General features: G+C 65.4%; 13 protein-coding genes. 6 read left to right on the top strand and 7 right to left on the bottom strand.

Translation table 11 applies throughout. From position 1 onward, the window contains the following. Positions 1-73: 73 nt before the first annotated feature. On the bottom strand, positions 74-1,549 hold the full coding sequence (locus QX121_RS16595; RefSeq protein WP_315812512.1) for an amidase: 1,476 nt from the start codon (positions 1,547-1,549) through the stop codon (positions 74-76). A gap of 258 nt (positions 1,550-1,807) precedes the next feature. Here QX121_RS16595 and QX121_RS16590 point away from each other — a divergent pair, with 258 nt between their 5' ends. Continuing rightward, positions 1,808-2,419, top strand: a complete 612-nt coding sequence (locus QX121_RS16590; RefSeq protein WP_315812511.1) for a LysE family transporter — start codon at positions 1,808-1,810, stop codon at positions 2,417-2,419. Between the two features lie 111 nt (positions 2,420-2,530). Here the strand turns inward: QX121_RS16590 and QX121_RS16585 are convergent, their stop codons facing one another. Further along, on the bottom strand, positions 2,531-3,094 hold the full coding sequence (locus QX121_RS16585) for a hypothetical protein (protein WP_315734861.1): 564 nt from the start codon (positions 3,092-3,094) through the stop codon (positions 2,531-2,533). Positions 3,095-3,453: 359 nt separating this feature from the next. Here QX121_RS16585 and QX121_RS16580 point away from each other — a divergent pair, with 359 nt between their 5' ends. After that, the gene (locus QX121_RS16580; RefSeq protein WP_315783836.1) at positions 3,454-3,849 is read left to right on the top strand and encodes a GFA family protein; all 396 of its coding nucleotides are present in this window, start codon (positions 3,454-3,456) and stop codon (positions 3,847-3,849) included. A gap of 936 nt (positions 3,850-4,785) precedes the next feature. Then, positions 4,786-6,042: an aminopeptidase gene (locus tag QX121_RS16575; protein WP_315734857.1), complete on the top strand. Its 1,257-nt coding sequence runs from the start codon at positions 4,786-4,788 to the stop codon at positions 6,040-6,042. Positions 6,043-6,129: 87 nt separating this feature from the next. On the opposite strand, the gene QX121_RS16570 is transcribed toward QX121_RS16575, so the two are convergent. Beyond that, positions 6,130-6,594, bottom strand: coding sequence for a DUF4399 domain-containing protein (locus tag QX121_RS16570; RefSeq protein ID WP_315734855.1), 465 nt, complete (start codon positions 6,592-6,594; stop codon positions 6,130-6,132). Positions 6,595-6,921: 327 nt separating this feature from the next. On the opposite strand from QX121_RS16570, the gene QX121_RS16565 reads away from it, so the two are divergent. Beyond that, positions 6,922-7,374, top strand: coding sequence for a cupin domain-containing protein (locus tag QX121_RS16565; RefSeq protein ID WP_315734852.1), 453 nt, complete (start codon positions 6,922-6,924; stop codon positions 7,372-7,374). A 62-nt stretch (positions 7,375-7,436) separates the two neighbouring features. Here QX121_RS16565 and QX121_RS16560 read toward each other — a convergent pair whose 3' ends face one another. Continuing rightward, positions 7,437-8,255, bottom strand: a complete 819-nt coding sequence (locus QX121_RS16560; RefSeq protein ID WP_315812510.1) for an MBL fold metallo-hydrolase — start codon at positions 8,253-8,255, stop codon at positions 7,437-7,439. 110 nt (positions 8,256-8,365) lie between these two features. Between QX121_RS16560 and QX121_RS16555 the strand changes: the two genes are divergently transcribed. Next, entirely contained in the window at positions 8,366-9,271 is a 906-nt protein-coding gene (locus QX121_RS16555) for an alpha/beta hydrolase (protein ID WP_315812509.1), read from the top strand. Between the two features lie 5 nt (positions 9,272-9,276). Here the strand turns inward: QX121_RS16555 and QX121_RS16550 are convergent, their stop codons facing one another. The 3 genes from QX121_RS16550 to QX121_RS16540 form a co-directional block, all read right to left on the bottom strand. Beyond that, the gene (locus tag QX121_RS16550; protein ID WP_315812508.1) at positions 9,277-10,803 is read right to left on the bottom strand and encodes a permease; all 1,527 of its coding nucleotides are present in this window, start codon (positions 10,801-10,803) and stop codon (positions 9,277-9,279) included. Next, on the bottom strand, positions 10,800-11,549 hold the full coding sequence (locus QX121_RS16545; protein ID WP_315812507.1) for an ABC transporter ATP-binding protein: 750 nt from the start codon (positions 11,547-11,549) through the stop codon (positions 10,800-10,802). Before QX121_RS16545 ends, QX121_RS16550 begins: the two co-directional genes overlap by 4 nt. A 197-nt stretch (positions 11,550-11,746) precedes the next feature. Continuing rightward, positions 11,747-12,508: a transglutaminase-like cysteine peptidase gene (locus QX121_RS16540; RefSeq protein ID WP_315783829.1), complete on the bottom strand. Its 762-nt coding sequence runs from the start codon at positions 12,506-12,508 to the stop codon at positions 11,747-11,749. Between the two features lie 606 nt (positions 12,509-13,114). Between QX121_RS16540 and QX121_RS16535 the strand changes: the two genes are divergently transcribed. Beyond that, positions 13,115-19,411 carry a VCBS domain-containing protein gene (locus QX121_RS16535; protein WP_315812506.1) on the top strand — a complete coding sequence of 2,099 codons (6,297 nt, stop codon included), beginning with the start codon at positions 13,115-13,117 and terminating at the stop codon, positions 19,409-19,411. Positions 19,412-19,470 lie beyond the last annotated feature (59 nt).

Genomic DNA, 19,470 nt, shown 5'->3' with positions numbered 1-19,470 from the left:
TGCCGGAAATGCGAGCGCCTTGTCCACGCCCGGCGCAGCCTATCATGTCATCAGGATCAGGCGCGTGGGTCGCTCACTTGCTGGTCACATGCACGGCCGGCGTCGCGCCGCCGTTCCATTGACCGCCGATCGCGCGCTCGATCTGGGCCGCGAGCTGCAGCAGCAGGCCGTCATCGGCCTGCTTGCCGATCGCCTGGATGCCGAGCGGCAGGCCGTGCTCATTGGTGGCGAGCGGCAGCGAGATCGCCGGGACGCCGCAGAGATTGGCGAGCGGCGTGAACGCGAAGTTGCGCCACAGATTCTCGAACCAGTCGAGCACGTCGGGATTGTCGCTGATGGTCAGGTATTCGGTGGTGCCGATCTTCGGCGTCGGCAGTGCCGTGACCGGCGTCAGGATGATGTCCCAGTCCTCGAAGAACGCGCCGAAGGCGCGCGACGTCGTATTGAACACCGCCTGCATCGCCGCACGCTCGGCGAAGCTGGTGCCCTTGCCCGCTTCCCAGATCCGGATGTTGATCGGCTCGATCAGGTCGGCTGGCGGCCGCTCGAGCTTGCGTGATGCGAGCAGGTTGTTGATGACGATCGCGAAGTTCGAGATGTAGCAGGTGGTCTGGGCCGCGAACGCCTGGCGGTAATCGACGTCGGGCAGCGCGTAGCCGACGTGGTGGCCGAGGCCTTCGAGGAATTTGCCCACACGCTCCAGCTCTGAAGCAATATGCGGCGTTGCGCGGTAGTCGCCCCATTGATGCGACAGCGCAATCCTCAGCTTGCCGGGATCGCGCTTGATCAGCTCGACATAGGGCTCCGGCGTGGTCCAATACGGCATGAACTCGCCGGGCGCGCCGCCGCGGCAATGATCGACGAATGCCGCGGTGTCGCGCACGCTGCGCGACTGGCAGCCCTGGATCGAGACCAGGCCGCTTAGATCCGACAGATGCGGCGCGATCGAAAACACGCCGCGCGAGACCTTCAGCCCGATATTGCCGTTGACGCCGGCGGGAATGCGGATCGAGCCGCCGCCGTCGGTCGCATGCGCGATCGGCACCACGCCGGCGGCGACCATTGCCGCACTCCCGGCCGACGAGCCGCAGGTGGTATAGTCGGTATTCCAGGGGTTGCGCGTGACGTAGACGGCCGGGTTCTCGGCCGAGCTGCAGACGCCGAACTCCGGCGTCGTGGTGCGGCCCATCAGATTGAGGCCGGCCTTGCGCATCTTCGCCGTCAGGTGCGTGTCGGCGGCGGGTCGGTTGCCGCGCATGAACAGCGAGCCCTGCTCCTGCAGCCGTCCGGCCATGGTCGGCCCGAGATCCTTCATCAGGAACGGCAGGCCGGCGAAGGGGCCTGCGAGATTGGCGCCTGCCTTGCCCGGATCTTCCACGGCATCGGCGAAGACTTCGACCACGCCGGACAGCGCGGGATCGACTTTTGCGATTGCCTCGGCGGCCTGCCTTGCCAGCTCCGCCGCCGTCAGCTCGCCGCTGCGAACGCGCGCCGCCAGCGCCATGCCATCATGCCGGGCCCACTCGTCCCAGCTCATCGCCAACGTCATCTGTCTTCCGATCCTTGCGCGCCGACCATCGATGCTACGCGTTCGAACGGTGCGATGATCAGGCGCTGTTCCACTTCCGGCGCCGCGAACCTTAGTTTGCACGAGAGCCAAGTCAATCAGTCGCCCTGCATGCTGCCATACGATCCTATCATGCGGCGCGGCCGACCACCGTCCACAATGAAGCCGACATACGAGCCGTTCCGGAAAACGGGACCGCAGCCCGCGGCGCCGGACGTTGACGCTCGTCAAGGCCAGCGCATGGCGCGCGTGCTTGATGCGGTCATGGATATCCTGACCTTCGGTGCGGCGGGCGCAGCGCTGCTCGTTACGCCCGGCCCAACGAACACGCTGCTCGCCACTGCCGGTGCGAGTCGTGGCGTGCGCGCCTCCGTTCATCTGCTGCTCGCCGAGCTTGCCGGCTATCTGCTCGCGATCGCGACGCTGCGCATCACGCTCGGTCCGCTCGTCGCGACCGCGCCGCTGGTCGGACAGGCTCTCCGTGTCGTGGTCGTGCTCTATCTGCTGCACCTCGCTGCCGCGCTCTGGCGCCACGGCAGCAGCAGCAGCGCAAGCGATGCGGCGCCGGTCACCCTGCGCGGCGTGTTCATCACGACGCTGTTCAATCCAAAGGCCATCATCTTCGCTTTCACCTTGCTGCCGCTGGAAGGCGATGCGGCGAGCCTATGGCCGTTCTTGGTCGTGCTCGGACTCTCGACTGCGACGATCGGAGGAGCCTGGATCGTGCTCGGCGCGACGCTGCGCTGCGGCCTCGGGCATGTCGTGCCGGCGTCGCTCGGCTATCGCTGCAGCGCTGCGGCCCTGGCGCTGCTGGCCTGTGTGATCCTGGCGCCCGCCCTTGGCGCGCTGTGAACGGTTCCGCTTGTTACTGGTGCTGCCAGCGGACGCGCGCGCAGGCTAGACGACGCGGCCTGCAGCATTCGATCCGGATGCCGCAGGCCGCGTCGCGAAGCTATCAAGGACCTAGTTGAAGGCCATCGGCGCCGCGCTGGCCATCCAGCCGTCCGGCCGCGTGTTGCGGGCGAGCCGCTGGTAGCTCGGCGCACGGGCCTCGCGCGTGACACGAGCCGCCGCGCCGAACATCGCGGAACCGCCATTCGGGTTCACGATCGTGTAGCCGGCGATCGAGCGGGGATGTTCGCGGGTGACGTGGCCGCCGGAATTGCCGTCATGCACATACCAGATGTTGCCGGCGACCTGCTGCTGCAGGATCATGACGTGGCCGGACCGGACGGCAGCCATTCCCGGTGCGGGAGCTGCGCGCGGAAAGCGACGCCAGTTCGATGCCAGATTCAGCTCGGGAACGACCCGGCCGAACGTGTAGAGCGACGCTTCGCAGCCGCAAAAGGCATGCGGACATCCCGATGGGCGGCCGCCGACGACGCGACCTTCGCCGGGAATCGAGGCCATCGCGTTCATGTAGGAGTGGTGACGGTGCGAGTAGTGATGATGATGGTGACGAGGACGCGCCTCGGCTTGAACGGAGAGAGCCAGCAATGCGGCGACGACAATAACAACGCGGTACATTCGGAGGACTCCTGTACGCTGTGAAATCCCCCTGCCGCGCGCCAATCAACGTCCAAACATGTCCTCAAGGTGACCGAATCGCCCCTGAGCCATGCAAATGCGGGACGGCGCTGCCCGCTCAGACTGGTTCCAAATCATTCGGAATGATTGACTCTCGACGTCGAGGATGACTCACAACAAATGAATGTTCCGCTTTGGGAAGTTTAGACTACCTACTAACAGCGCGGCGACCGCGGCTGGCCTTCAGTCGTCCTGATAGCTGCAAGGATGCAATCAGGATAAGCAATCAGGACAAGTAACATCCTCCACGCGTGCGGCGCTCTTGGACATTCCGTTCCAGACCACGACAGGAGATCGTCATGATCACGTTCCGCGGCAGCTGCCTCTGCGGCCAGGTCGGCTTCGAGGTCGACGGGCCGTTCGACAAATTCCTCAATTGCCATTGCTCGCGCTGTCGCAAGGCCAGCGGCACGGCGCACTCCTGTGAGGTCATCGTCAAGGCGGCGGCGCTGCGCTGGCTGCGTGGCGAGGCGAACGTCACGCGGTTCGACTTGCCCCGGGCGCGCAGTTTCGCCACCGCCTTCTGCAGCACTTGCGGCAGCCCGATGCCACATCTGACGCGCAGCGGCCGCGAGGCGATCATTCCCGCCGGAGGCTTCGATGAGCCGCTCGGCGCCGTTCCCGATCGCCACGTGCATTGGGCGTCCCGCGCCGACTGGTACGTCGATGGTGATGGGCTGCGCGTCGAGGACTGACGCGATCAAGAATGCCGCTCGTCGGGCGACTCATGTCCCTCGTGCCGAGATCGGACAAGCCTGTCGAGGCGTCAGATACGCCCGATCGCCGCTGCGTCCGGAATCCGATTTCACGAGCAAGTTCAGGCTGATTTGGGCTGTCCAGTCCCGGCAGAAAAATATCCCGCTTGGCAATTTCGGAAAATCATGATTGTTTGTCGCTGTCCCGCCTCATCGACGAGGGGCGCTGCGCGGTCGTCACGAAGCGTGGAGGTGGGATGTGATGGGCGGGCCGGTTTGCAGCGTGGTCATTCGCGCGGACGAACAACATCGGCTCGCACGGTCAAGTCGCGTGGTCCTGATACTCCGATGCCAGTATCAAGCCTGCGCCGGCGCCAACGGCGCCGCGTGGGTGACGGTGACCAGAAAGCCCGGCGCACCGGGGAGAATGCGAAGCAGCCGTTAAAGCCATCGCGCAGGGAGGGCCGGATCGTCCGGCTGGACCTGTGGTACCTGCCGCCTGCATTTTTTGAGCAGGCGGGCCACGGGCCTCAGTCGAGGTCCGGCCTTCCCTGCACCCTCGCTTTGGAGAGGGTGACTGCAAGAGCAATACTCGGACGCGAAAGCGGGTGCGAGGATGAGCTGCCATGCCCGCAAACTTCGTGGCCATCCCGCGCAGTGATGACGCAGTGATAAGGTGACAGGCCACCGAATACTCCCGTGTCGTCCCCGCGAAAGCGGGGACCCATAAACACCGAAGCCTGCGCTGGACCGAGCTGGAGCCACAGCCGCGTATCATCACAGACACCGCGGAGTATGGATCCCGGCGTTCGCCGGGATGACAGCGGAGGATACGGCGAGCGATGACAACGCCGCACGGAAGCCCCTTTCCCATTGACCCCCTTCTCGATTGGCCTATCTCTTCAACACCGCAAAGAAACGGAACTGGATACCCTGATGACCGCACATCCGCGCAACTTCGATGCCGCCATCGATCCCGTCAAGCTCGACCGCCTGGCCGAGGTGGCGGTGAAGGTTGGCCTGCAATTGCAGCCGGGTCAGGATCTGCTGCTGACCGCGCCGTCGGTGGCGCTGCCGCTGGTGCGCAAGGTCGCCGAGCACGCCTACAAGGCCGGTGCGGGAATCGTGACCTCGTTCTTCTCCGACGAGGAGCTGACCCTGGCGCGCTACCGTTTCGGTCATGACAACAGCTTCGATCGCGCCGCCGACTGGCTCTACCAGGGCATGGCCAAGGCATTCTCTGAGAATACGGCGCGGCTCGCCATCGTCGGCGACAATCCGATGCTGCTGTCGGGACAGGATCCGGCCAAGGTGGCACGTGCCAGCAAGGCGAACTCCAAGGCCTACCAGCCGGCGCTGGAGAAGATCACCAATTTCGAGACCAACTGGAACATCATCGCCTATCCGAGCCCGTCCTGGGCCAAGCTGGTTTTCCCGGACGTGCCAGAGGAGGTCGCGGTGGCGAAGCTCGCCGATGCGATCTTCGCCGCGTCGCGCGTCGATCGCGAGGATGCCGTGTCCGCCTGGGAGCGCCACAACGCGGTGCTGCGCGAGCGCACCGGGTGGCTCAACGGCCAGCGCTTCAGCGCGCTGCATTACACCGGACCCGGCATGGACCTGACGATCGGTCTCGCCGACGACCACGAATGGGAGGGCGGCGCCTCGACCGCCAAGAACGGCATCACCTGCAATGCCAACATTCCGACCGAGGAAGTGTTCACGACGCCGCATTGCCGCCGTGTGTCGGGTCACGTCGTCAGCTCCAAGCCGCTGTCCTATCAGGGCACGCTGATCGACAACATCCAGGTCAGGTTCGAGGAGGGCCGCATCGTCGAGGCCAGGGCCTCGAAGGGCGAGGAGGTCCTGAACAAGGTGCTCGACACCGACGAGGGCGCGCGCCGGCTCGGCGAGGTCGCGCTGGTGCCGCACTCCTCGCCGATCTCCAAGAGCGGCCTGTTGTTCTACAACACGCTGTTCGACGAGAACGCCGCCTCGCACATCGCGCTCGGCCAGTGCTACTCGAAATGCTTCATCAACGGCACCTCGCTGTCGCCGGAGCAGATCGCCGCCCAGGGCGGCAACCGAAGCCTGATCCACATCGACTGGATGATCGGCGCGGCCGACACCGACATCGACGGCCTCCATGAAGATGGTCGTCGCGTGCCGGTGTTCCGCAAGGGCGAGTGGGCCTGACGCATGACGGGCCGGCGTCACGCGTGCACCGGCCCGAAACGAGCCGCGAGCGATGCTCGCGGCGGTGTCGTCGTCGGCCGAACGTGCCTACTGCTTGGCGCTGCCGGTGGTGGCCTGCACGTCGATCGTGATCCGCTCCGACATGACCGGCTTGTTGTGCGGGATGTGGCTCCAGTCGCCGAGCACGAGCTGCAAGGTGTGCTTGCCCGGCGTGAGATTGACCGAGGCTTCGGTCTGGCCCTTGCCGAAATGCACGTGGCCGGCATCGACCGGGATCGCCTCGTTGAGCGAGTCGCCCTCGAGAGCGGGCGCGTCGATCAGCAGGTGGTGGTGGCCGGTGTTGGGGGCCTCGGTGCCGGACGGGGCAACGCCCATGCCGGACAGGCCGAAGCGGATCAGGACCGGCGAGGAGACGGTGTCGCCGTCCTTCAGGTTGATGAAGTAGGCCTTGGCGTTGTCGGGGGCGGGCGTTTCGCCCGCCATGACGAGGCTGGCGGTTGCAAGGGTGGCGGCGGACAGCGTGAGGGCGAGTGCGAGGCTCAGTCGGCGCATCCTGGGAAATCCTTATCTCTGCGAAGGCGGCAAATCTTTAAAGGCGACGGCACAACTCAGGATGGGCAGGGCGACCAGCGGGAAGCCTGTCCGCATCTTGCAGTGCGGTCAAACAGTAGATCAGCAGGTTTGGCGAGGCCGCGAACAAATTGCGGCGTTCGCGTGGAGTTTATAGCGCTTGCGTGTTTGTGATGCGACGGCTGGTCGCGGCGATCGGTTCAAATCTTAACGACTTCGGAAAGCAGCCATTAGGTGCAATCGGCTACGGTCGCGGGCTCACGCCGCCGTTCAGCCGGTCATTTCAATCCGATGCATTTGAGGTCCAAGATGTCCCCGTCCTTGATCGAAACCGCCAATCTCGCCGTCGACCTGGCGCCCGCTCCGATCGAGCCGTCCTGGATCATCGAGGGCAGTCCGACCGCGACCTCCTGCACCATCGCACGCAGCAGCGACGGGCTGGGCTCGACCATCGTCTGGCATTGCACCGAGGGCAAGTTCAACTGGTACTACGATTTCGACGAGACGATCCTGATCCTCGAAGGCGCGATCGTGCTGGAGAGCGAGGGCATGCCGGCGAAGCGCTATGGGCCGGGCGACGTGATCTTCTTCCGCGACGGCGCCCATGCCAAATGGCATGTCGAGGGCCACGTCAAGAAGCTCGCCTTCTGCCTGAAGACGCAGCCCTACCTGCTCGGCCTCGCGGTGCGCGTGATCAACAAGCTCAAGCGCATGTTCCTGACGCCGGAAGGCCGCCGCGGCACCAGCCTCGCGGGCGCCTGAGCTCATATTGTCCTGAGCATGATCTTCTCGGAAAACCGGCCTCCACTTTTCCGGATCATGCTCTAGACCCCGTCGAGGATGATCACGGTCGGGACCTGTGGCAGCAGCTCGCGCGACATCTTCAAGCTGCGCTCGGCGCGGCGGTCGATCTCGAACTGCTGGCCGATCTTGCGCATGAACTCGTCGAGCGGCGTCGCGAAGCGGTGCATCGGCAGCACCACGGAGGCGCGCAGCCGCTTGGTGATCTCCGAGATGCCGTCGAGCGACATCGTGTAGGTGCCGTCGATCGGCACCATCACCACGTCGAGCCGGCCGATTGCGGCGAAATGCGTCTCGTCGAGCTTGACGTGCAAATGGCCGAGATGGCCGATGCAGAGGCCGGCGACCTCGAAGATGAAGATCGAGTTGCCGTCCTTGATCATGTCGATGCCGATGGAATCGCTGAAGTAGCGGCGGATGTCGGTGGTGATGTTGCGGATCAGCACGTCGCCGATCCGCTCGAATATCTGGGCCGGCTTGCCGTCGTCGCCCCAGCCGCGCAGCACGTGTGGGATGCGCGGATCGGGCGCCAGCGTGTAATGCGTCGAGTGCGCCCGGTTCATGGTGATCACGTCGGGCAGCCGTCCGACTTGATAAGCGCCGCTGTAGTCGGTGGCGATGCGGATGCCCATCGGCGTGTCGATGAAGTAGGTCGAGTGGCCGGCATAGGTGATCGTCACCTCGTTGCCGGCCGCCGCCGCCCGGCGCAAGCTGACAGGCGTGGCGCGCGGCGGTGCGCTGGCCATCGCCAGGCACTCGCTGGTGCGCGGCCCCGATTGCGCCACCGCGGGCGATGCGAACGAGACCAGGACGGCAAGCAGCGAGACCAGCGGGCGCAGCATGGCGGTTCCTCTTCAACAGCGCGTGCGAGTGTAGCGAGGAATCCGGATCAGAACTATCCTCGGCGCGACGTCCGGCTGGACAGGGCGGCGCAACGATGCGGGAGGATGGCATGACGGATCGGGTGTTGCGGCCGCTGCGGGAGATCGATGCAGGCGTGCTCCGCATCGCCTATTTCGAGAGCGGGCCGGCCGACGGCCCCGTCGTCATCCTGCTGCACGGCTATCCCTACGACATCCACTCCTACGTCGAGGTCGCGCCGCGCCTTGCAGCTCATGGCTGCCGCGTCATCGTCCCCTATGTGCGCGGCTATGGCCCGACGCGGTTCCGCGACGCATCGACGCCGCGCTCGGGGCAGCAGGCTGCGATTGGCGCCGACCTGATCGCGCTGATGGATGCGCTGGCGATCCCGCGCGCGGTGTTCGCCGGCTATGATTGGGGGGGCCGCGCGGCTTGCGTCGGCGCGGCGCTGTGGCCCGAGCGCTGCACGGGCCTGGTCTCCGTGAACGGCTACCTGATCCAGGACATTGCGCGGGCATTGGAGCCGGCGCCGGTGCCGCGCGAGTTCGCGTTCTGGTATCAATGGTACTTCCAGACCGAGCGCGGCCGCGCCGGGCTTGCCGCCAACCGCGCCGAGATCGCCCGGCTGCTGTGGCAGCAATGGTCGCCGCACTGGCGCTTCGACGACGCGACCTTCGCGCGCGGGGCGGGGGCGTTCGACAATCCCGATCACGTCGACGTCGTGATCCACAGCTATCGCCATCGCTACGGGCTGGCCGATGGGGATCCGCGCTATCGGGAGCTGGAGCGGCGATTGGCGAGCCAGCCCGTCATCACCGTGCCCACGATCACGCTCGATGGCGACACCGACGGCGTGATCCCGGCAACGGACGGTCAGGCGCATGCTGCGAAGTTCAGCAACCGGATCGGCCATCGCGTGATCGCGCGGGCCGGCCACAATTTGCCGCAGGAAGAGCCGGCGGCGTTCGCCGCCGCCGTGATGGAGGTGCTGCGCTGAACGCTTCAGGTTCGTGCCGGCCTCAGCTTCCAGGCTGCGAGCAAGAGGCCCGCGGTCATCAGGCCGCAGACGATGGCAGCCTGGGGCAGCGCGAGCGCCAGTGCAGCGGTCGCCGCCCAGCCGATCGAGGAGAACGCCTCGGCAAAGGTCGCCAGCCGCGACGACGTCTGGCGGCGGCGGAACTGGCTGCGCCGCGCCTGGATCCGGAACCAGAGCTGGATGGCCGTGGAGGAGACGGTCGCGACCAGAACGGCAACGGCCGTGATCACCGCCTGCGCCGGCGCGACCCAGCCGAGCGCGAGCACGAGAGGCGCGAAGATCACCGCGATCGTGATCAGCACGACCTCGACCTTGGCGCGCACGATGCGCGTCGCCGGCAGCGGCGCCGTCGCCACCAGTTCGGGCGCGTCCTCGCCGGAGATGGTGAGCCAGGCGAGGCCGCCCGCGAGCTGGCCCGCCGCCATCACGACGACCGGCGTGATCAGGAACACCGCCTGCGAGCTGTCGGAGTAGCTGCGCCACAGCAGCAGCGCCGGAGGCACCAGATAGAGCAGTTGCATCAGCGTCTGCGAGATCAGCCAGGGATCGCGCCGCAGCAGCATGAACTCCTTGCGCCGCAGCGCCTGCTGCCGCGAGCCGCCCCGAAACGACCTGACGCGTGCGCCGGCGCGGCTGGAGATGCCCTGGGCCGCGGCGCTGATCGCGGTGTCGGCGAAGCGCGGCGAGAACACCATCATGACGACGCCGAGCAACAGCAGGCCTGCGGCCAGCAGGATCAGCAGCGCCTGGCCGTCGCCGAGCGCCGCGCGGGCCGGCAGCCAAAGGATGCTGTCGGGATCGGGCGCGATGGCGGCTGCGGCATCCGAGGTGAGCACGGCGAAGCGCGACAGCGTGCCGTAGGACACGATCGCGGCGATCTGCAGCACGATGACGAAGCCGGCGCCGATCACGGCGGCCAGGATCTGGGCGACCAGCCGCGTTCGCGCCGGGCCGATCAGGCGGAACAGGACGATCGTGATGGCAATGGCGATCGCCGCCGCCGACAGGCCGACGGCCGCGACCACGACGAACGCCGCGAGCCAGCGTGCGCCGCCCTCGATCAGCAGCACGTCGACGAACGGTGTCGCGAGCAGCAGCGCCATGCTGGTCACGGAGAGCGCGATGGCCGCGATCCGGACCGAAAAGATCTCGGCCAACCGCACCGGCGACGACATGATGAGATCGAGGTCGGCGCGCGCGTAGAACACGCGGGTGACGGATTCGATCGCCTGCGACAGCATCAGCGCCCAGGACAGCATGATGGTCGCGGTGATGACGATCAGCGCGGTCTTGTCGAGCGGCAGCTCGAGATCGGCGTAGCGACCGACCACGATCCAGGCCGGCAGATGCATGAGGGCGCCGAACAGCACGAGACCGATGACGGCGGCCCGCGTGCGGCGGCGCCTGCCGGCCGTGATCATGCCGAGCCATTCCCGCCAGGCGAGCCTGAGCTCGTGACGGGCGAACCAGGCGAGCGTCGCCGCCCGCGTCATGCCGCGGACTCGACGTCGACCAGCGCGATGAACAGCTCCTCCAGGCTGGTGTCGGTGCGACCGTTCTGCTGGCGCAGCTCGGCCAGAGTGCCTTCGGCGACGACGCGCCCGGCGGCGATGACCCCGATCCGGTCGGCCATGCGCTCGGCGACTTCGAGAATGTGCGTGGTCATGATCACCGTGCCGCCGCGGCGGACGCGCTCGGCGAGCAGGCCCTTGACGTGCCGCGCCGACACCGCGTCCAGGCCCGTCAGCGGCTCGTCCAGGATGATCAGCCGCGGGTCGTGGATCAGCGCGCCGGCGAGCGCCACCTTCTGGCGCATGCCCTTGGAAAAGCCTTCGCAGCGCTCGTGCAGATGCGGCTCCAGCCCGAGCGAGACCAGAAGTTCGGTTGCCGCGTTACTCGAGGTCGCGGGATCGATGCCCCACAGTCCGGCGACGAACTCGAGATATTCGAGCGGCGTGAGCTTGTCGTAGATCATGGGCTCGTCGGAGACCCAGGCCATCACCTGCTTGGCCGCGATCGGGTCGCGCAGCGCATCGATGCCGAAGATCTCGATCCGCCCGGCATCCGGGCGCAGCAGGCCCGCGACCATGCGCAGCGTCGTCGTCTTGCCGGCGCCGTTCGGGCCGACCAGTGCATAGAATTCGCCCGAGCGCACCACGAGGTCGAGTGCATCGACCGCCGGCCGCTCGAAACACTTCGTCAATCCTCGCACGGCGAGGGCGGGGCTGCCTGGGGTCATGACGGCACTATCGCCTCGATCGGTTCGCGTCTGCAATGTGGATGCAACTCGTTGCGGCGCGGTGAACGAGCCGCCGCATCGTGTCCTTCGGCGCCGGCCGGTTCCGTCGGCGCACCGTCCGCATTCCTGCCGTGCTCGTCCCGCGAACTCCCGGCCACGTCTCAAGTTGTGGGCGCGCGGCAACGATGCGGCGATCGTCAATGGTTCACGGAAGCCGTCCCCTCAGGCGACAACGCTCGGACCTCCGCCATCAGGGGCAAGGCCTGATACCGGGAGATGCCGGTCTCGTCGATCACGAACAACGGCCGCACCTGCCGCGCATCGCTGTCCTGGATCATCGCCATGCGCTGATTGTCGAGCATGAGCCAATGCCCGTCGAGGCGCGCCGCCGCGACGGCATGATCCTCGCCCCGGACGACATCGTGCAGGATCACGATCCGCAGATCGTCGGAGGCAATGCCAGCCATCCGAAGTGCGACGAACTTGGCGATCGCGTAGTCCTCGCAGTCGCCGGCACGGCGTTCGAACGTAGTGAGAGGGGAGGCCCACACGTCCATCTGGCCATATTGAGCGAGATCACTGGCCGGCCGGATGGCCAGATTGACCGCGCGATTGATCTCGCCGAGCCTGGCCCGTCCCGCGCGGAGACGGCCCTGATCGATGATCGCCAGCAGGCTGAGGGCGGCGGGGGAGACGCAGCGCTCGCGGTCGCCGTCGCACAGCGCAAGCTGCACGCGCTCGTCTTCGAGCTTGCGCGCGAGCGCCAACCACTTGTCGCGCAACGCGCCGGCCTCCAGGCCGACCCGCGGCAGGCCGAATGGCTCCGCCGTATCCTCGATGGCGGCTGCAAGCCCCAATGGCTGCGCGACAGGACCGGCGCTCGCTGGGCTGCCGATCCACATGGCGGCGCTGGCGGCCGCGGCCGCCAGCGATGCGCGCATCAGCGCGAGAAAATTCATGTGACGCCCCGTGCCCGGATCTCGGCCGGCGCGACGCAGCGCCTGACGGAACCGGATGCTTGTTGGGGGTCAGCATGGGTGCGGAGGTTTGGCCTCTGCTTAAAACCGGCAATCCGGCGACCAAATCGCAGGATTTACGCTGAACGTTGTGTTGCTCCGATGCGACAAATCCTAGCGAAAGCTGAGCGAGGGTCGCGAAGGTCAGGAGGGCTCGCGGTGAAGTTGTGCTTCGAACTCAGCCGCAGCTCCTGCCAAATTGATGCAATTCGTCGATTCTTGTTCTCCCACCCGCAGTCCTCCACTTGAAATCCGTTGTCAGGGGTAAGCCGGTGCGGATGTTGATGTCGGCAAAGGTATTTGATGGTCTATGAATACTTACAAATACTTTGGCTTTCTGAAACGAGGTGAATTTTGACTTGGCATGTCTCGGCCGGGGTCAGCTTTAAAGAGGGCAGAAACTCGACAACATCGTAGCGATCCCGCGGAAGCCGCCGTTTTTGGCCACCTGAAGCACAAGCTGAAGGTGGTTCCGCCAGACACTTGCCAGTGATATGCACGCCTTGAACACTCATTCTTATGTATTCATTAACCATAGTCGGTGGCCCCGTGAATTACGCTGGCAATTCTGACGCCGCGCTTTTCTCCGAAGGCCGGGGCGCCTCCTCGCATGGCCACGTGCGGCTGGAGGCCCCGCATGCCCATGCGCCGACGGACGCCATCGTCGTTCCGGACGCGCATTTTCTGTTCAATGCCGATTTCAAGCGGTCTGGCCTCGACCTGATCCTCTCGTCCGATGGGCGCGAGATGGTGCTGCCGGACTATTTTAAGGGCGAGAAACGCGCGCCGCTGGCCTCGCCGGACGGCGCGCATCTGACCGGCGACCTCGTCAATGCGCTCTCCGGCGCGGTGCAGGTCAGCCAAGCCGGGGCGGCTGCGAGCGTGAGCAAGGTCATCGGCCATGTGACCAAGCTGCAGGGCACCGCGACCGTCATCCGCAACGGCGTTTCGATCCTCCTTCACAACGGCGACAACGTCGAGAAGGGCGACGTGGTCCAGTCCGGCTCGGATTCGACGCTCGGCATCACCTTCATCGACGGCACCGTGTTCGGCCTGTCGTCCAATGCGCGGATGGTGCTGAATGAAATGGTGTACGACCCCAACGGGTCGAACAATTCCTCGCTGATCAGCCTCGTTGCCGGCACGATCTCGTTCGTGGCCGGCGAGACCGCCAAGCACGGCGACATGAAGGTCGACACGCCCGTGGCGACCATGGGCATTCGCGGCACCGCCGTGCTGGTCGAGATCGACTTCACGGTGCCGGGGCAGGGCGGTCTGCCCGATGCCAAGTTCCAGGTGCTGGTCGAGCCCGATGGCCGCACCGGCTCCTACGTGCTGTTCGACAAGACGACGCTGCAGCCGATCGCTGTGGTGAATCAGGCCGGACAGCAGATCCAGATCAGCAACGGAATCGTGAATCAGAGCGCTGTGCCGCTCACGCCGGACATCCAGAAGCTCATCAACGACGTCTTCACGCTGAAGTTCACCGACAACACCAATCCGAAGTCGACAACCCATTTCACCGACATCGGGGTGCCGCAGACGCTGACGCCGTTGACCTTGCCCAATGGCACCAGCGCGACGCCGACCTATCAGGTGACCGACAATACGGGCTCGACACCCACGACGAGCTCGACGTCCGAGCAGCTGTCGCACATTCCGGGTGCGCCGGAGGTCAGGATTCTCGACGCCGGCGGCCGGCTGACCACGACCTTCGGTCTGGCCGAGCGGACCGGTCAGACGGGCAACGGCGCCGACCTCGACACCGTCCTCACCCGCGTCAATTTCCTCGACGTCAATAACATCGACCGGCCGACTGTCTCGGTGAGTTTCAAGTCCTATGCGTTCAAGAGCGCGCAGCAGGCCGACGTCACGGCATCGCTGAACGCCCTGCAGTTGCAGGATGTCATGGCGACGGCCGTGAAGATCACGGTGGTGCCGGATCCGACCAACAAGAATTTCGGCTCGGCAATGCTGAGCTACAGTGTTCCCGACAACTACTTCGACTTTCTGGCCGCGGGCGAGACGCTGACGTTGACCTACGTCGTGCGCGTCGACAACAATTTCGCGCCGTCGAACGAGTATACCGAGGTGCCGATCACGATCACGGTGACCGGCACCAACGACAAGCCCGAGATCACGGCGAACGTCCCGACCATCGCGTTCGAGGGCGGCACCAGCGTGCCCGGCGGGCCGCTCACCTCCGAGGACCCGACCTCCGGCACGCTGACGTTCAAGGATGTCGACCTCACCGACACCCATAGCGTGTCGGCCAAGCTGACCGGCGCGGTTCTTGAAGGCGGCGGCAGCATTCCGCCGGCGCCACTGGCGCTGTTCGAGCAGGCGCTGACGGCATCCCTGGCCTCCGACAGCACCGGCAGCGGCACCGGCAAGATCAACTGGAGCTTCGCCAACCTACCGGTCTATGTCGCCGATTTCATTCCCGCGGGTCAGAAGGTGACGCTCACCTACACGGTGACCGTGACGGACTCGCATGGCGCGACGTCGACCCAGACGATCACGGTGACGATCACCGGCACCGACGATCCGGCCGTGGTCTGGATCGCCACGACCCAGCCCGGCGAAAGCAGCGGCGGCCAGGTTCATTTGTGGAGCGACGGCGCGAACTGGGCAACCGGCCTGGCTCCGACCACCGATGATGACGTCATCATCATCACCGATCAGCTGCACGGCCTGACGCCGGCCTTTCCGGTGACGATCGATGACGACGCCTACGCCTACGCCAAATCGGTCACGCTGAATGATTTCGGCGGCGGCGCCGTTCCGGAGCTCGACAATAACGGCACGCTGACGATCAGCGGCGCACTGACGGCCAAGGCCGACTCGCGCATCTACAACTTATCGGGTGCGACGATCACCGTCGGCGGCTCGGCGCAGATTCTCGAGCAAAGCGAGCTGCACAATGCCGGCACCGTGCTGCTGGCTGGCGGCGGCGTCTTCGGGGCGAACGCCGGCATCGTCAACACCGGAATGATCGAGCTGTCCGGCGGCACGCTGACCGTGCATGGTGACGTTGCGAACGCCGATGAGGACAGCTCCGGTCTCATCGAGGTCGACCTCGGCGCGACGCTGACTCTGGATGGCGGCAGCATCGATGGCGGCGCCATCGTCATCCAGGGCGCGCCGATCGTTCAGAACTTCGGAACGTTGGAGAGCGGCGGGGAGGCACCACAACCTGCCAACGGCCTGCTCGTTCTGAAGGGCGGAGCCGCGATCAGTGATGGCGAGCTGAAAAATTTCGGCTCGATCGAGGTCTCCGGCAGCGGCAACACTCTCTCGGACGAAGCCGTCACGAATGCCGGCCTGATCGATGTCGAGGCCGATGGTGAGCTTACGCTAAACGGCGGCACCAGCATCGATAATGCGGGTGGCAATATTACGGTCGAGGGCTCCGCGACCCTGACGCTGTCGCATGCGGATATCACTGGCGGCACGCTGACCAACGAGTCCGGCGGAACGATAGCCCTGACCGGCCACGCCACGCTGAGCGGCGGCACGCTCGACAATTTCGAAACGATCGCCGTGTCCGGTAGCGGCAATGCGTTCGAAGACGAGACGATCACGAATGCGAACGCCGCCGCGATCACCATTGCGCTGAGCGGTGCACTCTCGCTGAGCGGCACGAGTATCGCAGGCGGCGCTATCGGCAACGAAGGGACGATTTCCGTCGACGGCGACAGCACGATCGAGGGCAGCGCCGTCGCGGGCGGTACGCTGCTGATCGGCGAGACCGGCGCGTTCGCGGAGATCACGGCCATCCTGACGGTCCAGGGCAGCGCGTCATTGACCGACGTCGATATCGCCATCGGCGACGGCTCGATGCTTCAGGTCGCTGCAGAGGAGAGCGCAACACTGATCGGCGTCAGCGTCGACAACGGCGGCACTGTCCAGGTGGACGACGGCGCGCTGCTGCTGATCGAGGACAGCACGATCACCGGCGGCGATCTCGTCAACCACGGCATCGTGCATGTCGAGACCGCGGCTGCGACCACCTTCGACAACGTTACCATCGATAACACGGACGGTCAGATCATCATCGATGAGGATGGTGAGATGCCGGTGGAATCGATCCTGGTGCTCGACGGGAGCACGACGCTCACCGGCGGCACGTTGGAAATTCGGAGTGTCGGCACGCTGGAGATCGCCGGCAACGATGTGACCCTGTCCGGAATGGACGTCTTGAATTTCGGCGTCTGCACCGTAGACCTCGGTGCGATCCTCGACCTTGCCGATACCAAGGTGAGTCATGACGGCACGCTCTACATCTACGGCACGATCTCCGCGAGCGGGCTGAGCGGCATCGGCGGAACGATCTTCAACTATGGCACGATCGAGATCACGGCGGGCAAGTTCGAGATCGCCGGCGACGTCGAAGGCTCCGGGATCATCAAGGTCGATGCCGGCGCAACGCTGACGGTCGATGGTCACGTGGACCAGACGATCGACTTCAGCAGCGAGGGGAGCAGCGAACTCGTCATCGATGATGCCGGCTTCTCCGCCAAGATCGCCGGCCTCGGCGTCGACGACAAGATCGATCTGCAGACGATCAAGTGGAGCGAGGCGACAACGGCGTCTTACGATGCCGAGACGGGCGTGCTCACCGTCATCGACGGCGAAGGACACAGCATTGCCCTGACGCTCGAAGGCGACTTCAGCGACTTGCATTTCGCGGGCAGCAATGACGGGCATGACGGAACGCTGATCACGCTGACGGCCGAAGACACGGCGCCTGTGATCGCTGATTCCGGCCGGCCCGGTACAATCACCGAAGCGGCGGCGCAAACAGGGGCGTCCGATCAGCACAGCGTCGCCGGCAGCGTCAAGTTCACCGATGTCGACCTGACCGATCGGCCAACCGCGTCGATCGGGGCGCAGAGCGTGACTTGGACTGCGGCCGATCAGCAGACCGATTTGTCGAGTCAGCTGACTCCGGACCAGATCGCAGCGCTGGAACAGGCGCTGCACTTGAGCCAGGGCGGCAACGCCAACGATGGCAAGGTCGACTGGACTTATGCCATCACCGACGGCTCGCTCGATTTCCTCGGCGCCGGCCAGACCGTCACGGTCACCACCACGGTGACGCTCGACGACCATCAGGGCAAGAGCGCGACCTCGACGATCGTCGTCAACATCACCGGGACCAACGACCTGCCGGTCGTGACGAGCGAGGTGCAGGCGGCCGAAATCGCCGAGCGCGCGGCGATGTCCGGCTCGGATCTGCTCGACACTGTAAGCGGCGCGATCGCTTTCGAGGATGCGGACATCACCGATGCGCATGTCTTGAAGGTGACCGGCGTCGCGACCTCCGGCAACGACCACGGGCTGCCGTCGGATCTGTCCGTACTCAAGAGCTGGCTGTCGCTCGGCGCGCTCACAGAATCCGGCCGTGGTGCGGGATCGCAGGCCTGGACCTTCGCTGCCAATGACAAGGTGTTCGACTATCTCGGCGTCAACGAGCATGTCACGCTGACCTACACGGTCGCGATCGACGACGGTCACGGCGTCGTGGTCGATGCGCCCGTCACCATCACGGTCAACGGCGCAGAGGATGCGCCCGTCATCACAGGTGAAACGAACCCGACGGTCCAGACCGTCATCCTGGCCGAGCAGGCGAGGGTGCTCGCAAGCACCGCCAGCACCAATGCCGAGGGCCTGCCGACCGAAACGTTCGATCGCGTGTCGGCCGGCAACATCTCCGACAACGGACGCGGCCACGGCAGCTTCTACAGCGAGGCGCTGCACGCCAAGTTCACGGCCAGCGGCAATGCGGGGATCGTGCACGGCTCCTCGCCGGTGTCGGCGGCGCCCTACATGGTCGACGGTGTGGACAAGACCAACTATCTCAGCATCGGCAGCCACGCCCAGGAGACCATCACCTTCGACAGCGTCAAGAACAGCTTCGGGCTGTATTGGGGCTCGGTCGACAGCTACAACAGCATCTCCTTCTACAACGGCAACAAGCTGGTCGCCTCCTACTCGGGCAGCGACGTCGCGCCGCTGCTCGCCAATGGCGGACAGACTTCGCTGGCCTCGAACGGCTATGTCGAGTTCCTCGGCCTGTCCCCGTTCAACAAGGTGGTGCTTGCCAGCAGCCAGAATGCGTTCGAGCTCGACAACGTCTCGGCGGGCTACATCCCGGATCAGCCGGTGAAATTGGCGAGCGGCATGTCCGGTACCTTGACGGTGCTCGACAGGGATGTCGGCAACACGCTGACCGCTTCGGTGGTCGAAAATGGCGTGATCAAATACAATGGCTCTCTGAGCCTGCCTTCGAATGCCCACGTCCAGGCGCTGGCCGATGCCCACGCGATCACCTTCGACAGCACGAGCTCCGATGGCGGCTCCGATGTCCTGCACTGGACATATCATCCGGCCGACGTGAACCTGGATTTCCTCAATTCCGGCGACACGCTGACCATCACCTATCAGGCGAAGGTCAGCGACGGCCACGGCGGCACGGCGACCAAGGCACTGACCGTCACCTTGGCGGGCAATGGTGCATCGGCGGTCAACGGCACGGACCAGAGCGACAATTTCGTCAATGTCGGCGGTGGCGTGACGATCTTCGGCAAGGACGGCAACGACACCTTCGTCTTCAACCCGCATTTCGGCAGCGCCACGATCGGCGATTTCGACGTCAACAAGGACATCGTCGAGATCGATCACTCGCTGTTCGCCGGCGTTGCTGCGCTCGTGGCCTCGGCGCAGTCCGCCAATGGCGGCCACGACACGATCATCACCGACGCAGCCCACGATACGCTCACCCTCAAGGGGGTGACGCTTGAGCAGTTCAAGGCGCATCACGACGGTTTTCACCTCGTCTGAGCCCGCGCGTCCGCCGCGCGATGCGGACGGCGGCGTCGCCGAGCGGAACGCGGTCCGGA

Source organism: Bradyrhizobium sp. SZCCHNR2028, from assembly GCF_032380995.1.
Classification (GTDB): Bacteria; Pseudomonadota; Alphaproteobacteria; order Rhizobiales; family Xanthobacteraceae; genus Bradyrhizobium.
This window is presented reverse-complemented; position numbering and strand designations above follow the sequence as displayed.

Excerpts from the sequence above, each read along its gene's own strand:
- QX121_RS16595 (WP_315812512.1), bottom strand. The coding sequence starts at position 1,549 with ATGACGTTGGCGATGAGCTGGGACGAGTGGGCCCGGCATGATGGCATG.
- QX121_RS16590 (WP_315812511.1), top strand. The coding sequence starts at position 1,808 with ATGGCGCGCGTGCTTGATGCGGTCATGGATATCCTGACCTTCGGTGCG.
- QX121_RS16585 (WP_315734861.1), bottom strand. The coding sequence starts at position 3,094 with ATGTACCGCGTTGTTATTGTCGTCGCCGCATTGCTGGCTCTCTCCGTT.
- QX121_RS16580 (WP_315783836.1), top strand. The coding sequence starts at position 3,454 with ATGATCACGTTCCGCGGCAGCTGCCTCTGCGGCCAGGTCGGCTTCGAG.
- QX121_RS16575 (WP_315734857.1), top strand. The coding sequence starts at position 4,786 with ATGACCGCACATCCGCGCAACTTCGATGCCGCCATCGATCCCGTCAAG.
- QX121_RS16570 (WP_315734855.1), bottom strand. The coding sequence starts at position 6,594 with ATGCGCCGACTGAGCCTCGCACTCGCCCTCACGCTGTCCGCCGCCACC.
- QX121_RS16565 (WP_315734852.1), top strand. The coding sequence starts at position 6,922 with ATGTCCCCGTCCTTGATCGAAACCGCCAATCTCGCCGTCGACCTGGCG.
- QX121_RS16560 (WP_315812510.1), bottom strand. The coding sequence starts at position 8,255 with ATGCTGCGCCCGCTGGTCTCGCTGCTTGCCGTCCTGGTCTCGTTCGCA.
- QX121_RS16555 (WP_315812509.1), top strand. The coding sequence starts at position 8,366 with ATGACGGATCGGGTGTTGCGGCCGCTGCGGGAGATCGATGCAGGCGTG.
- QX121_RS16550 (WP_315812508.1), bottom strand. The coding sequence starts at position 10,803 with ATGACGCGGGCGGCGACGCTCGCCTGGTTCGCCCGTCACGAGCTCAGG.
- QX121_RS16545 (WP_315812507.1), bottom strand. The coding sequence starts at position 11,549 with ATGACCCCAGGCAGCCCCGCCCTCGCCGTGCGAGGATTGACGAAGTGT.
- QX121_RS16540 (WP_315783829.1), bottom strand. The coding sequence starts at position 12,508 with ATGAATTTTCTCGCGCTGATGCGCGCATCGCTGGCGGCCGCGGCCGCC.